Annotated in this window: 12 protein-coding genes and 1 pseudogene; 5 read left to right on the top strand and 8 right to left on the bottom strand. The window is 71.9% G+C overall.

The annotated features are described in order from the left end of the window. The first annotated feature begins 122 nt into the window (after window positions 1-122). Both ABS772_RS13490 and ABS772_RS13485 read left to right on the top strand, forming a co-directional pair. Window positions 123-430 (top strand): annotated as a pseudogene (locus ABS772_RS13490) (type II toxin-antitoxin system RelE/ParE family toxin). Then, window positions 414-737, top strand: coding sequence for a helix-turn-helix domain-containing protein (locus tag ABS772_RS13485; protein ID WP_238254405.1), 324 nt, complete (start codon window positions 414-416; stop codon window positions 735-737). The pseudogene ABS772_RS13490 and the gene ABS772_RS13485 overlap by 17 nt, the downstream one beginning before the upstream one ends. 114 nt (window positions 738-851) lie before the next feature. On the opposite strand, the gene ABS772_RS13480 is transcribed toward ABS772_RS13485, so the two are convergent. Further along, entirely contained in the window at window positions 852-1,100 is a 249-nt protein-coding gene (locus ABS772_RS13480; protein ID WP_350395280.1) for a type II toxin-antitoxin system Phd/YefM family antitoxin, read from the bottom strand. Window positions 1,101-1,262: 162 nt separating this feature from the next. On the opposite strand from ABS772_RS13480, the gene ABS772_RS13475 reads away from it, so the two are divergent. Then, window positions 1,263-1,949 carry a DsbA family protein gene (locus tag ABS772_RS13475; protein ID WP_238254407.1) on the top strand — a complete coding sequence of 229 codons (687 nt, stop codon included), beginning with the start codon at window positions 1,263-1,265 and terminating at the stop codon, window positions 1,947-1,949. A gap of 13 nt (window positions 1,950-1,962) precedes the next feature. Here ABS772_RS13475 and mbfA read toward each other — a convergent pair whose 3' ends face one another. Together mbfA and ABS772_RS13465 are read right to left on the bottom strand one after the other, a co-directional pair. Next, complete coding sequence (gene mbfA / locus ABS772_RS13470) at window positions 1,963-2,955, bottom strand: iron exporter MbfA (RefSeq protein WP_350395277.1); 993 nt, start codon at window positions 2,953-2,955, stop codon at window positions 1,963-1,965. Between the two features lie 85 nt (window positions 2,956-3,040). Beyond that, on the bottom strand, window positions 3,041-4,063 hold the full coding sequence (locus ABS772_RS13465) for a gamma carbonic anhydrase family protein (protein ID WP_350395274.1): 1,023 nt from the start codon (window positions 4,061-4,063) through the stop codon (window positions 3,041-3,043). Between the two features lie 149 nt (window positions 4,064-4,212). Here ABS772_RS13465 and ABS772_RS13460 point away from each other — a divergent pair, with 149 nt between their 5' ends. After that, window positions 4,213-4,665 (top strand): molybdenum cofactor biosynthesis protein MoaE, encoded by a 453-nt coding sequence (locus tag ABS772_RS13460; RefSeq protein ID WP_350395272.1) that lies wholly within the window; start codon window positions 4,213-4,215, stop codon window positions 4,663-4,665. A 59-nt stretch (window positions 4,666-4,724) separates the two neighbouring features. Next, window positions 4,725-5,909 (top strand): AI-2E family transporter, encoded by a 1,185-nt coding sequence (locus tag ABS772_RS13455; RefSeq protein ID WP_350395269.1) that lies wholly within the window; start codon window positions 4,725-4,727, stop codon window positions 5,907-5,909. A 216-nt stretch (window positions 5,910-6,125) separates the two neighbouring features. Here the strand turns inward: ABS772_RS13455 and mqo are convergent, their stop codons facing one another. The 5 genes from mqo to ABS772_RS13430 all read right to left on the bottom strand — a co-directional run bounded on the left by mqo (window position 6,126) and on the right by ABS772_RS13430 (window position 13,570). Further along, complete coding sequence (gene mqo, locus ABS772_RS13450; protein ID WP_350395266.1) at window positions 6,126-7,832, bottom strand: malate dehydrogenase (quinone); 1,707 nt, start codon at window positions 7,830-7,832, stop codon at window positions 6,126-6,128. 212 nt (window positions 7,833-8,044) lie between these two features. After that, window positions 8,045-8,710 (bottom strand): hypothetical protein, encoded by a 666-nt coding sequence (locus ABS772_RS13445; RefSeq protein ID WP_350395264.1) that lies wholly within the window; start codon window positions 8,708-8,710, stop codon window positions 8,045-8,047. Then, window positions 8,707-9,813: a YcxB family protein gene (locus ABS772_RS13440; protein WP_350395261.1), complete on the bottom strand. Its 1,107-nt coding sequence runs from the start codon at window positions 9,811-9,813 to the stop codon at window positions 8,707-8,709. The genes ABS772_RS13445 and ABS772_RS13440 overlap by 4 nt, the downstream gene beginning before the upstream one ends. Before the next feature lie 218 nt (window positions 9,814-10,031). After that, window positions 10,032-11,216, bottom strand: a complete 1,185-nt coding sequence (locus ABS772_RS13435) for a VWA domain-containing protein (RefSeq protein WP_350395258.1) — start codon at window positions 11,214-11,216, stop codon at window positions 10,032-10,034. Further along, the gene (locus tag ABS772_RS13430) at window positions 11,213-13,570 is read right to left on the bottom strand and encodes a DUF5682 family protein (RefSeq protein ID WP_350395256.1); all 2,358 of its coding nucleotides are present in this window, start codon (window positions 13,568-13,570) and stop codon (window positions 11,213-11,215) included. The genes ABS772_RS13435 and ABS772_RS13430 overlap by 4 nt, the downstream gene beginning before the upstream one ends. Window positions 13,571-13,818 lie beyond the last annotated feature (248 nt).

Raw genomic sequence — 13,818 nt, 5'->3', positions numbered from 1 at the left:
GCTCCGCCTCGCGATGACGGGGTGGCGCGAAACCCGAGGTGATCAACCGGAAGCCGTTTGAGAGATCCGAAGACAGGAACGCCCCTTGTGGGGATGGCACCAGGTGCTATCTTGTCGTTTGGATGCCGCCTTCTGACGAGACACGCCTGCGAGCCTTCAAGACCGCCGTCTTTGCCCGGTCCGCCCGCAAGGCACGCATAGGAGATGCTGAGCTTTGTCAGGCTCTTCGTGAGGTCATGGCGGGCCAAGCGGACGACACTGGGTGTACGAATACCTCTTCGCCAAGAAGGATCGCGATAATATCGATGACGATGAGCTAAGGGATTTCAAGCTGCTCGCGAAAGCTTACGCCTCTCTGAATCGAGCGCAAATCGACAGGCTCGTGTCTGACAAGGATCTGCTGGAAATCTGCAATGACGGCAAAGCGTAAGTACAGGAGTGACGTCTCCGAGGCGATTCACGCCTCGGCGGTCATGCTGCACAAGGTCGGAGCGCTGGACAAGGCCACCATGCGCGACTTCGATGCGCGCCACTTGGTCGTGCCGGACGCGATCGAGCCGGCCCAGATCAAGCAGATCCGCGAGGCCAACAAGGTCAGCCAGCCGGTCTTCGCCCGCTATCTCAACACCAGCGAGAGCACGATCGAGAAGTGGGAGACCGGTGCCAAGCGCCCGAGCGGCATGGCCCTGAAGCTCCTGACGGTGGTGCGAAAGCACGGCCTGGACGTGCTCACCTGAGCATGCATGCGCCTCGCAAGGCGCAAGGAACCCGGCCGCAGGCTGCCGTCCACGAACCGATCTGGATGCCTGTCATGCGGATTCCGGTTGATTGGTTCGGTACAGCCTGCACCGTCATTCCGGGGCGCCGTAGAGGAAATCCTGACTGCGCTCCGCGCTCGGTCCCGCCGACGGCTTTGCCGCCACGGACGTCCTGATCGCGTCCAGTATGGCCCGGCGTGCCGCTCGATCCGGCACGGTCCTGACCGGCTCAAGGCGGACGGCGGCATGGCCGTGCCGCGTCGGGATGATTTCCTCGCCCGCTTCGGCGCGCCGGACCAAGTCGGTCAGCTGTCCCTTGGCGTCCGTCACCGAGACGTGCATCGCCCGAGTCCCTCACGCGACGAGGTTGAAGCAAATCTGGACCGCCGAATAGTCCAACGCAAGACCTCGTGCCTGTCCATCGGATCGCGTCGCCGGAAGTCGAACTTAAACCATTCTTGACCCTATCCTCGGCCCGCCTCACCCTCCGCTGGTCCGTTGCCGATGTCCCTCTCCCGCCGCCGCTTCCTCGCCTCCTCGCTCGGCCTCGCGATCGCCGGCCCCGCCGCCGCGCAGAGCTACGGCCAGACCTTCAAGGTCGAGAACGACGAGGGCCGGCCGGTCGCCAACATGCGGCTGCCCGGCGAGATCACCGGGCAGATCCAGGAACTGCGGGGCGTCACCTATGTCGGGCCGCGCGAGGCCGAGGTGACCCTCTACGAGTTCTTCGACTACAACTGTCCCTGGTGCCGCAAGGCCGCCGCCGACGTCACCGCGCTCGCGGCCAGCGATCCGGCCTTGCGGATCGGCCTCGTCCACAACCCGATCCTGTCGCCGATGTCGGCCCAGGCCGCCAAGGTCTCGCTGGCGGTCCAGCGCAAGCTCGGCTCGGCGGCGGCCTTCGCCTTCTACGGCCAGCTGCTGGCGACCAAGGGCCAGATCGACGGGCTCAAGGCCCTCGAGATCGGCGCCAAGACCGGCGTGCCGCGGGCCGAGCTCGAACAGATCGCCGACAGCGACGCCGTGCGTGAGGCGATGCGCGCGCACATGACCGTCGCGGCCAATCTCGGGCTCACCGCGACGCCCTCCTACGTGCTCGGCAACACCGGCGTGCTCGGCCATCCCGGCGTGAAGTCGCTGGCGAAGATGATCGGGGCGATGCGGCGCTGCGACCAGATCGCCTGCGGGTAGGCCGGCCGGTGCCTCAGGCGCCGCCGATGAGGATGCCGGTCGCCAGCACGAGGGAGCCGCCGAGCACGATCTGGAAGGCGGCCCGCAGGAAGGGCGTCTCCATGTAGCGGTTCTGGATCCAGACGATGGCCCAGAGCTCGACGAAGACCACGGCGAAGGCGATGCTCGTCGCCAGCCAGAAGTTCGGGATCAGGTAGGGCAGCGCGTGGCCGAGGCCGCCCACCGCCGTCATCACGCCGGAGGCGAGGCCGCGCTTGAGCGGCGAGCCGCGCCCGGAGATCTTGCCGTCGTCGTGGGCGGCCTCGGTGAAGCCCATCGAGATGCCGGCGCCGAGCGAGGCCGAGAGGCCGACGAGGAAGGTCGTCCACGGGTTCTGGGTGGCGAAGGCGGTGGCGAAGATCGGCGCGAGCGTCGAGACCGAGCCGTCCATCAGCCCGGCGAGCCCCGGCTGGACCCAGGTCAGGACGAACTGGCGGTGGGCGACCGCGTCCTCCTCGTCGCGGACGGGTCCGCCGAGATGCTCCTCGCTCAGCGCCTCGGCCGTCCGCTCGTGCGCGCTCTCCGCCGCGGCGAGGTCGCCGAGCAGGCGGCGGGTGTCGGCGTCGGTCGAGCGCCGGGCGGCGGCGAGGTAGAAGTCGCGCGCCTGCCGCTCCATCGCGGCGGCCTCCTCGCGGACGCGGTCGAGCCCGAGATGGCGCATCAGCCAGACCGGCTTGCGGGTGTAGTAGCCGGCGATGTGCTCGCGCCGGATCGGGATGACGAAATCGCCGAAGCGCTGCTGGTAGCGCGCGATCAGGCGGCGGCGGTGCTCGTCCTCGGCCCCCGCCATCGCGTCGAACAGGGCGGCCGAATGGGGATAGTCGGCGCGCAGGCGTGCCGCGTAGGCGCGGTAGATCTGGCCGTCCTCCTCCTCCGACCCGATCGCCAGCGCCAGGATCTCCTGCTCGCTGAGATCGTCGAACCGCCGCCGGCCGCCCAGCGTCAGCATCGAGAGACGGCTCATCATCGTGACGTCGATCTCCGGGGATGGTGCGTGGCCAAGGGGTTGGCCAAGTGCGTGGCCAAGTGCGTGGCCAAGGGGGTGGGTCGCCTCACCCCTCCTGCGCCTGCAGCAGCCGGTACTCGCGCCCGTGCCGGCAATAGCCCTCCACGATATGCGCCATCAGCGCGCGCTTCTTCGGATCGAGCGTGCCGAGGATGCGCGCGGGCCGACCGCCCCAGAGATGGCCGCCCTCCAGGAGCTGGCCCGGATCGGTGGTCGAGCCGCCGGCCAGCATCACGTCGTCGGCCACCACCGTGCCCGGCGCCAGCACCGAGCCGATGCCGATGAGGGAGCGGGCGCCGATCCGGCAATCGGCCATGCGCACGTTGTGGCCGATGGTGGTGTCGCGCCCGATCACCACGCCCTCGCCGCGGCTGCGGATCACGGTGTTGTCCTGGATGTTGGTGTCGGCGCCGACCACGATCGGCCCGACGTCCGCCGAGAGTTCGCAGGAGAACAGCACCGTCACGCCCGCACCCAGCGCGATGCGCCCGGAGAGCCGGGCGGTGCGGGCCACGAACACGCTCTCGTCGGTCTCCGGCGGCTCGGCCGGCGCGGGCGGGCTCGCCGTCTCGCCGGCGGCCTCGCGCAGGCGCTCGGCCCGCTCGGCCAGTTCCTCCGGCGTCACCGGGCGCAGGCGCTTGGCCGGGTTGCCGCCATAGGCGAAGCCGCTCTCGAGGGTCGAGCGGGGGAAGATCGTGGCGCCCGCCTCGATCAGCACGGTGTCGCCGACGGTGGCGCCGTCGAGGATGATCGCGTCGTCCTCGATCACCACGTCCGAGCCGACGGTGCAGGCATGCACCACCGCGTTGCGGCCGACCGTGACTCGGTCGCCGATCCGGGTCGGCAGCGATTCGGTGGCGATGTGGACGGTGGAGCGCGCGCCGAGCCAGAAGCGGTCGCCCGCGGTGATCGGCTGGCCGTCGCTGCGGATCACGCTGTCGTCGCCGAGCCAGGCCTGGGATCCGAGGGTGGCGGTGCCGATCACGGTGCTGGCGCGCCCGCACCAGACGGGGCGGCTGGCGAAGACGGGCAGGATGCCCTCGTAGGGCAGGATCAGGTCGGGCGTCACGTCGCGGCTCGCTGTTCTTCGAAACGGCGCCGGTGGCGCGGTCCTATCCTTGAGCCATATAGGCCCACGGGCAAATGGGGTAACGGGCTTGCGCGAAAACGCTCGGGCAGGTCCGTCCACGCCGTGTACGCGTTCCCGACGAGGCGGTCATGACGGTCAGCATCCAGTCCGAGCCCTTCGACACCGCCGCCGAGATCGCCCGGATCGAGGCGGACCTGGCCGGGCGGGCGGGGGCGGTCGTGACCTTCTCCGGCCTGTGCCGCGACGAGGCGGGCCGGCTCGCCGCGCTGGAACTGGAGCACTATCCCGGCATGGCCGAGGCCGAGATCGCCCGGGTGGTGGAGGAGGCGCGCGCCCGCTGGCCGGTCCAGGCCCTGCGGGTGATCCACCGCCACGGACGGGTGCGGCCGGGCGAGGGCATCGTCCTCGTCGTCGCCGCCTCGCCCCACCGCAAGGCCGCCTTCGCCGCGGCCGACTTCCTGATGGACTACCTCAAGACCCGCGCCCCCTTCTGGAAGCGCGAGCACCTCGTCGACGGCACCACCGGCGGCTGGGTCGAGGCGACGGAGGCCGACGCCGCGGCCGCCGAAGCCTGGGCCTGACGGCCGTTGATCGCCCCGGGCCCAGCCGGCCCCGAAACCCGCGAACGGACCCCGACCTCATGACGGCTTCCTCATCCAGCCCGCCGGGCGCGCGCCGCCTCGCGGCCGCGGGCATCGCGGTCGTCGCCTTCGCCGCCGCGCTCTGGCTCGCCTGGACCGCGTCGGCGACGCTGCTGCTGATCTTCTCCGGCATCCTGTTCGCCGTCTTCCTCGACGGGCTGACCCGCGGTCTCGGCCACGTCCTGCCGATCGGGCGGGGCTGGCGCCTCGCGCTCGCCTGCCTCGTGCTCGGGGCGCTGGCCATCGGGCTCTCCGCCTTCGGCGGCGCCACCCTGGCGAGCCAGGCGCGTGACCTCGGCACCACGGTGCGCCAGCAATCGGAGACCGTGCGCGACTGGCTGAAGGAGCGCGGCATCGAGATCGACCTCTCGCAGGCCGCCCCGGCGACCCAGGGCTCCGGCCAAGGAGCGAGCCAAGGATCCGGTCATGGGGCCGGCCAGGAAGCCGGCAAAGAGTCCGGCGAGGGCAAGGACAGATCGGAGCGCAAGGAGGGCGGTCTGGCCGGCCTCGCCTCGGGCGCCCTCAAGAGCCCCGGCTCGCTCCTGTCGGATGCGGGCAACGTGCTCGGCCCGGCGACGACCGTGGTGATCGCGCTGTTCAACGCGCTCGGCAACGTCCTCGTCATCGTCTTCCTCGGGATCGCCATCGCCGCCGATCCGAAGAGCTACCGCGACGGCGCCCTGCGGCTCGTGCCTCCGCGCCACCGCGAAAAGAGCGCGCGCGTCCTCGACGGGTCGGGCGAGACCCTGCGCCACTGGCTGTTCGGGCAGCTCGTGACCATGGCGGCGATCTTCCTGCTGACCTGGGCGGGGCTGTCCTTCCTCGGCATCGGCGGCGCGCTGATCCTCGGGCTCCAGGCGGGCCTGCTCGCCTTCGTGCCGACCATCGGGCCGCTGATCGCGGGCGTGGTGATCGTGCTGAGCAGCCTCGCCTCGGGGCTGAACGGGCTGCTCGGGGCGCTCGGCGTCTACCTCGCGGTGCAGACGGCGGAGAGCTACGGCCTCACCCCCTTCATCCAGCGCCGCGCCCTCGACCTGCCGGCGGCGACGATCTTTGCCGGCCAGCTCCTGTTCGGCGTGCTGTTCGGCCTGTGGGGCGTGGCCCTCGCCCTGCCGCTGGTGGCGGTGATCAAGGTGCTGCTGGAGGAACTCTACATCGAGGACGGGGCCGACGCGGAGGCGTGAGCCGATGTTCGATTGATCCCTTCGACCGCCGCCTGCCGTCATCCCGGGGCCGCGGAGCGGAACCCGGGATCCACCCGTGATGGGTCGCTGAGCGGCCGTCGAGCCCAGTCGTGGATTCCGGGTTCGCTTATCAGCGCCCCGGAATGACGGTGGTGGGGATTGAACCGAACCAATCAGCCGGAAACCGTATCACGTTCCGCTTCGGCCCCGACCGCCTTACGGCGCCATGTCGGGGACCGGCTTGACCGTTCCCATCTCGGCCGGGGCGGGAGCCTGGGCCGAGGTGCCGATCTGCGGCGGCGGGGTGAGCTGCAGGTGCTCGCTGGTATAGGCGAGTTCCTGATAGACCCGCTGCGGATCGCCGTTCAGCTTGGTCCCGTAGCTCGGCACGATCTCGCGGATCTTCGCCTGCCATTCCGGGCTCGCGACCTTCTTGGCGAACACTTTTTCGAGCACGTTCAGCATGATCGGCGCGGCGGTCGAGGCGCCCGGCGAGGCGCCGAGCAGGGCGGCGATGCTGCCGTCCTTGGCCGCCACCACCTCGGTGCCGAGCTTCAGGACGCCGCCCTTCTCCGCGTCGCGCTTGATGATCTGCACCCGCTGACCGGCCTGGACGAGGCGCCACTCGTCCTTCCTGGCATCGGGGAAGTATTCGCGCAGGGCCTGGTAGCGGTCCTCGTCGGAGAGCATCACCTGGCCGGCGAGGTACTCGATCAGCGGGTACTGCTCGACGCCGACGCGGACCATCGGCCAGACGTTGCTGGTGGTGGTCGAGGTCAGCAGGTCGAAATACGAGCCCTCCTTCAGGAACTTGGTCGAGAAGGTCGCGAACGGTCCGAACAGGATCACGCGCTTGCCGTCGAGCACGCGGGTGTCGAGGTGCGGCACCGACATCGGCGGCGAGCCGACCGAGGCCTTGCCGTAGGCCTTGGCGAGGTGGCGCAGGGCGACGTCCTGGTTCTCGGTGACGAGGAACGAGCCGCCGACGGGGAAGCCGGCATAGTCGTCGGCCTCGGGGATGCCGGAGGCCTGCAGCAGGTGCAGCGCGCCGCCGCCCGCGCCGATGAACACGAACTTCGCATCGACCGTGGACCGGCTGCCGTCCTTCAGGTTCTTCGAGGTGACGCGCCAGCCGCCGTCCCCGTTGCGCTCGAAGCTCTCGACCTCGGTCGAGAGGCGCAGGTCGAACTTCGGCCGGCTCTTCAGCGCGGCGATGTACTGGCGGGTGACCTCGCCCCACTCGCAATCGGTGCCGAGGGGCGACCAAGTGGCGGCGACCTTCTGCTTCGGGTCGCGCCCCGCCATCATCAGGGGGACCCATTTCCTGAGCTGCTCGGGGTCGGTCGAGAATTCCATCCCGGCAAAGAGCGGGCTCGCCTTGAGCGCCTCGTAGCGCTTGCGCAGGTATTCGATGTTGTCGTCGCCCCAGACGAAGCTCATGTGCGGGGTCGAGTTGATGAAGCTGCGCGGGTTCTTCAGCACGCCCTGCCGGACCTGCCAGGCCATGAACTGGCGCGTGACCTGGAAGGCCTCGTTGATCTCGACGGCCTTGCCGATCTGGATGTTCCCCTTGGAATCCTCCGGCGTGTAGTTCAGCTCGGCCAGCGCCGAGTGGCCGGTGCCGGCATTGTTCCAGCCGTTGGAGCTCTCCAGCGCCACGCCGTCGAGCCGCTCGACCATCTCCAGCGACCAGTCGGGCTCGAGCTCGCGCAGCCAGACGCCGAGCGTCGCGCTCATGATGCCGCCGCCGATCAGCAGGACATCGACCTTGCGCGCCTCGCCCGCGGCGAGGAGCGGCGAACCCGGCAGCGCGGTGGCCGCCAGACCGGCCAGGGCGCCGCCGATGACTTGCCGCCGGTTCATCGGCAGCGCGCTATGTTGCATATCGGCGGAACGAATGTGCAGTTTATCGTCAGTGTTCATTTTATTTTTCGTGCCGCTCAAAAATTTATTGGTCCCGGCGGTCCGCTACAGCAGGCGCGGGCGAGCGACAACCCGGCGATTACATGGCTGCCATGTCGTGAAACCTTGAACAGTCGCGGCCGAATGTCAGGCGGCGTGCGGGGCAGCCGCTCTCCCGAGCAGGTCCGGAAACGGGACGCCGACAAGCCGTTGATCGTGATGCGGGAAAACCCTCAGCGCGCCGCCGAGCGCTCGATCCGCCGCAGGCTTCCGAGGATGGAGCGGGCCGCTTCGTGGCGCACGGCCCCGGTCTCGCAGGTCTTGCAGATCGCCCCGAAATAGCGGCCGCCGATCACCGTCTCGGCGAACAGGCCCGACTTGAACCGCGGCGCCGCCTCGGTCTCGACCGCGATCCAGTCGCGGGGGCCGAATCGCTCCGGCCCGAGCGGGCGGCGGATCGCGGCGCCCGCGCTCGTGCTCTTCAGGACCGCGCGCAGGCGGACATAGCGGGAGAGCGGGGAGGCGTGGAGCCCGGCGAGGCGGGCGGCGTCGTCCTCGCCCTCGACCGCTGTCGGACGCAGGCGCAGCGTGCAGGCTTCCCTGGTGCGGGCGCAGGCCGGGGTCTCGCACACGATCCGCACGACGCGTCGCCCGGTGCCGTCGCCGGGGTCCGCGCCCGCCTCCTCCAGCACCCAGCCCGCCGGAAGGTCGAGCACGAAACCCTGGTCGAGGCGCAGCGTGACCGGACCGGAAACGGCGTCCCCATCGTCCGACTCCGCGCCCGATTCGGTCGCGGCGCCGTCGACGGTTTCCGGCGCTTCCTCGGCCCAGGCCGGGACGATGGTGAGCAGGCCGAACAGGAGAAGAGCCGCGCGGCCACGGCGGAGGATGTCGGTCATCGGGCGCGGGTCTCCTGCGGGAGGTGGCGTTCGACGAGCGCCTCGACGCGGGCGCGCGCCTCCGGCTCGAAGATCCGCAGCGGCACGGGCAGCACCTCGTCCCAGCGCATCGGCAGGATCATCAGGTCGCCGACCCGTTCGCGCCCGCGGAACAGCTTCCAGCCGAGGCGGGCATGGGCGCCGTCCTTCGCGGTGACGATGCCGGCCTCGTTGACCGCGATCTCGGCCTCGCCGGGCGGCGCCTCGGCCTCGAGCCGACGGGCGAGATCGCCCGCGAACCAGCGGCTGGCGCGGGGATGGACCGCGAAGAACAGGACGATGACCGCCGCGGTGACGGCGGCGGGCTTCCAGACATCGCCGGCGACCATCTCGGCGAAGAGCGGCAGCGCGTCGGCCAGCGGCACCCGGTAGGGATCGACCGCCCAGAGCATCGCCAGCAGGGCCAGATAGAGCAGGGTCAGGCCGACGAGCCACGCGGCGGCGCCGGCGAGCCGGGCGCGGCGGGCCCAAGGGTTGTCGAGGCTGCGCAGGATGATCGGCACCCGCTCGTCGGCCGTCAGGCGCATCGTCGCGCGCAAAGCCTCGGGCCCGGCGGCCAGTTCGGCCGGCGGCGGAGCGGAGACGGGCCGGCCGGCGCAGGTCCGCACCCAGTGCCGGATGCCCGCGACGGTCTCCGCGCTGAGCGACGCCTTGGGCAGGACGATCGGGACGTCGCCGATTTCCGTCGGCAGGAACAGGTGGTGCCGGTCCTCCGCGAGCTCGCCGATGCGCGGCCAGGGCACGAAGCTGACGAGATCCGGCGCGGTCTGGGTCAGCCCGGCCTCGTCGAGGCGGTAGCGCACCGGCACCGGGCCCGGGTCGTGGCCCGGATCGCGGCCGTCGCCGCCGCCCGGCGGCCCCATCAGGGCCCGCACCCGGCGGCGGGCGAGCCAGGGGTGGAGCGCGTAGAAGATGAGCAGGGCGAGCGTGATCAGCCCGAGATAGGCGGCGAGCGGCAGCGGATCGAAGTCGGACAGGTCGCGCCAGAACGCGGACAGGGTGCGGCGCCCGCCCGCCGTCGCCCAGCCCGAGACCGCGCCGAGCAGGATGCAAAACCACACCACCGGCAGGCCGAGCGTGAGGATGCGCCGCCTTTGCGCCGCGAGCGGCCCCCTCTGCGCGTGGAGGTTGGCCGTGATCCGGTGCGCGAAGGTGAGCGGCGCCGCGAAGGTGAGCGGCGCGTCCGGAAGGGGCGGGCGGCCGGAGAGGGCGGGGACGAGGGGCAGACGAGACTCCCGGATGCGGGTTTCGGGGACGCGGTTTCCGGGAGTACCGGGCCGGGTCAGCCGTCGCGGGCGGCGGCCGGGACCGCGGCGATGCCGGCGCCCGCGGCCCAGGCGTTGAGATCCTGCTTGCGGATCGCCGCCGCCATCATGTCGGGGAAGAGGTCGGGCGTGCAGGCGAAGGCGGGCACGCCGAGCGCCGCGAGCCGCGCGGCGAGCCCCCGGTCGTAGGCCGGTGCGCCCTCGTCGGAGAGGGCGAGCAAGGCCACCACCTGCACGCCCGCCCCGACGAGGCGCTGCGCCTGGGCGAGCAGGCCCGCCTCGACCCCGCCCTCGTAGAGGTCGGAGATCAGGACCAGCACCGTGTCCTCGGGCCGGGTGATGCGCGAGGCGCAGTAGCCGACCGCCCGGTTGATGTCGGTGCCGCCGCCGAGCTGGACCGAGAACAGCACCTCGACCGGATCGTCCATCTCGTCGGAGAGATCGACCGCCTCGGTGTCGAACACCACGAGCCGGGTCGAGACCGCGGGCAGCGAGGCCATCACCGCCCCGAAGATGCTCGAATAGACCACGGAATTGGCCATCGAGCCCGACTGGTCGATGCAGAGGATCACGTCCTTGAGCGATCCGCGGCTCTTCCGCCCGTGGCCGAGGCGGGTTTCCGGGATGATTGTGCGGTACTCCGCCTGATAGTGGCGCAGGTTCGCCCGGATGGTGCGGTTCCAGTCGATCTCGGCGTGGCGCGGGCGGCGGTTGATGCTGGCGCGGTCGATCGCCCCGGTCACCGCCTGCCGCAGCGGCTCCTCCAGCCGCTTCATCAATGCCTCCACCACCTTGCGCACCACGAGGCGCGCCGTCTCCTTCGTGCGCCCGCCGAGCAGGCCGCGCATCGAGATCAGGGTCGAGACGAGGGAGACGTCGGGCTGGACCGCCTCCAGCATCTCCGGCTCGGTCAGCATGCGCTTGAGGTCGAGCCGCTCGAAGGCGTCGCGCTGCATCACCTGCACCACGGAGGCCGGGAAGTAGTCGCGGATGTCGCCGAGCCAGCGCGGCACGGAGGGGGCGGAGGCGCCTAAAGATCCCTTGCGGTCGGAATCGTAGAGGGCGCCCATCGCCCGGTCGAGGCGCTGGTCGCGCTCGGTCAGGGTGCAGCCGGTGCCCTCGGCCGCCCCGCCGCCGAGCACGAGGCGCCAGCGGCGCAGGCGCTCGGTCTCGTTCACGGTCCCGTTCACGGCCTCGCTCATGCGGCGTCTCCCGTGGTTTCGTCCGCGGCCCCGGAGGGCTCGGGGCCGAGCAGCAGGCGCAGGATCGGCAGCACTTTTGCCGCACGCGTTGCGTCGAAGCCCTGAGCGCTCTCGGCCTCGCCGGAAGCCGCCCCGCCCGGTCGGGCCAGGGCCTCGCCGACCGCCCGGCGCTCGGCCGGCGCCAGGGTCGCGAAGGTGCGGCGCACCAGCGGCAGCAGCTCGATGAACAGCGCCGCGTCGAGGCCGCAGAGCCATTCGTCGACCACCGCGAGCAGTTCGCGCCCGTGGATCAGCACCGTGCCGCTGTCCTCCAGGAAACCCTCGATCCAGGCGGCGGCCGGCCCCGCGCCCGAGGCGCGCGACAGGGCGAGGCGCAGGCGCTCGCCGGCCTCGTCCGCCGCGATGGCGCGGTCGTCGAAGAGCAGGCGCACGGCGCGGCCGACGACGCGGCCGTGGACGTGCTCCTGGTCGGCCAGCGCCCGCAGGGCCTCCTGCCACACCGCCCTCAGCTCCGGCTCCTCGATCAGCGCGACCGCGCCGGAGACGGCGACGATGCGCGCCTTGGCCGCCGCCGCCGCGTCGTCGTCGAGGCTCTGGCAGGCGGCGACCAGCCCGGCGGCGGCCCGGGGCACGAGGCCCCGCACGACGGCGAGCACCGGCTCGGTGTCGGAGGAGCGCACCGACCCGTAGCGGGCGAGTTCGGCGAGCGGGGGCAGCGCGTCCATCAGGTCGAACACGTCGGCCGAGACCGCGGCGCGGTCGTTGAGCGCGCGGATCACCTCGGCGCTCGCGTCGGCGAGGTCGGCGTCGAGCAGGGTGCCGATCAGTCCGGAGAGCTCGGCGACGCGGGTCGCCTCGCGGGCCCGGACCCGGACCCGGCCGGCGGCGGCCTCGGCGACGGTGCCGCCCTCGGCGGAGGCGGCCACCAGCTCCACCACCCATTCCGGCTGCCAGGAGAGGAACCAGCCCTCCTTGAAGGTGCCGCGGCCCCGCGCCGCGCGCCGCTCGCCCCAGGGGATGCCGATCAGGGCGAGCCGGTTGAGGAAATGGCTGCGGGCGAGGTCCGTTTCCTTCCGCAGGTCGAGGGTGATCTCGCCCGCCGCCGCGCCGGGCTTGAGGCGCAGGCGCTTGCACTGCGCCTCGAAATCGGCCTCGACCGGGGTGCCGGGGCTGTCCGGCGGGGTCGCGCCGAGGCGCTCGCCGATGACGAGCTTGCGCCGGATCAGCCCCATCGGCGCCGGGTCGGCGAAGCAGAGCGTGGCCTGGGCCGCCTCGTCGAGGTCGTCGAGGGAGGGCCGGGACCGGCCGCGGAAGCCCGCGAGCGCCTCGGCGAGGCGGGCCGCCTCGATCACCGAGGCCGGCGAGGCGTCGAGGTCGGCCTCCCGCAGCAGGGCGGCGGCGCGGGCGAGCCAGCGGGCGGCGACGCGCCCCTCGTGGTGCCACAGGGTGTCGTACCATTCCGGCGAGAGCACCCCGGCGCGGTAGCCGGAGGCGAAGGCCAGCCGCTCGTAGGACCAGGGCGCCCAGGCGGCGGCGACCTTGGTCCTGGGCAGGTTTTTGAGCGTCGCGGCGTCGGCCGTCGCCTGACCCTTCGCGTCGTGGCGGGCGAGCGCCGGCACGTGCCAGGCGCCGCAGACCACGGCGATGCGCGCGAACCCCTCCTTGGCCGCCTTGCGGATCGCCGCGCGCATATGCGCCTCGCGCGCCTCCTCGCGAAACGCCTCGTCCGCGTCGGGCTCGGCGCCCTCGCGCAGGGCCGTCATCGCCTCGCCGATGGCCGCGAACACGTCGCCGTCGGCGCCCGCGCGGCTCTCGACCAGGGCGTCCCACCAGCGCTCGCCATCGGGGTAGCCCGCGGCGGCGGCGAGTTCGCCGAGCGGATCGCGCCGGATCGCGGCGGGCGCCGGGGCCGGCCCGTCCTCGGGCGGTGTGTCCGTCGCCTCGGCGAGAGGCTCCGGGTCGATCGGCTCCGGGTCGATCGGCTCCGCGTCGATCGGCGCGGCATCCGGAGCGTCTTCCGGCACGCCGAAACCGTCGGCGAGCTGGTGCGCGTGCGGCAGGTCGATGAAGCGGACGCTCGCGCCCGCCGCGATCCCGTGGCGCATCGCCACCCATTCCGGCGAGAAATCCGCGAAGGGGAAGAAGGCGCAGTCCCGCGGCCGGTCCGGCCGGTAGACGAGGAGCGCGACGGGGGGCGTCATGCCCTCCTGGAGGCTGAGCGGGATCAGCGCGTCGGCGTCCGGCGGACCCTCGATCAGCAGGCAATCGGGGTTCAGCGCGTCGAGCGCCGCCCGGAGCGAGCGGGCCGAGCCGGGGCCGTGATGGCGGATGCCGAAGAGGCGGATGTCAGGCATCGCGGCTCGGGGTGGCGGCGCGAAGACTCATGCGATGGTCGTCCTCGTTGGTTGGGCGAATGCGGCTCGGGCGCTGCGTCAGCCGCCGCGTCCTCCCTCCCCCCCTCTGCGGGGGAGGGTGACCCCCGAAGGGGGTCGGGAGAGGGGAGCGCCGCTTCCGCTGGTCCGACGCCGGCAGAAAGGGGCACCGTCGCGCTGCCCCTCTCCCGCCCGCTCCGCGGGCACCCTCCCCCGCAGAGGGGGGAGGG

The organism is Methylorubrum podarium (genome assembly GCF_040270385.1).
Classification (GTDB): domain Bacteria; phylum Pseudomonadota; class Alphaproteobacteria; order Rhizobiales; family Beijerinckiaceae; genus Methylobacterium; species Methylobacterium podarium.
The sequence above is the reverse complement of the archived record's forward strand: the minus strand, read 5'-3'. Positions and strand labels throughout refer to the sequence as shown.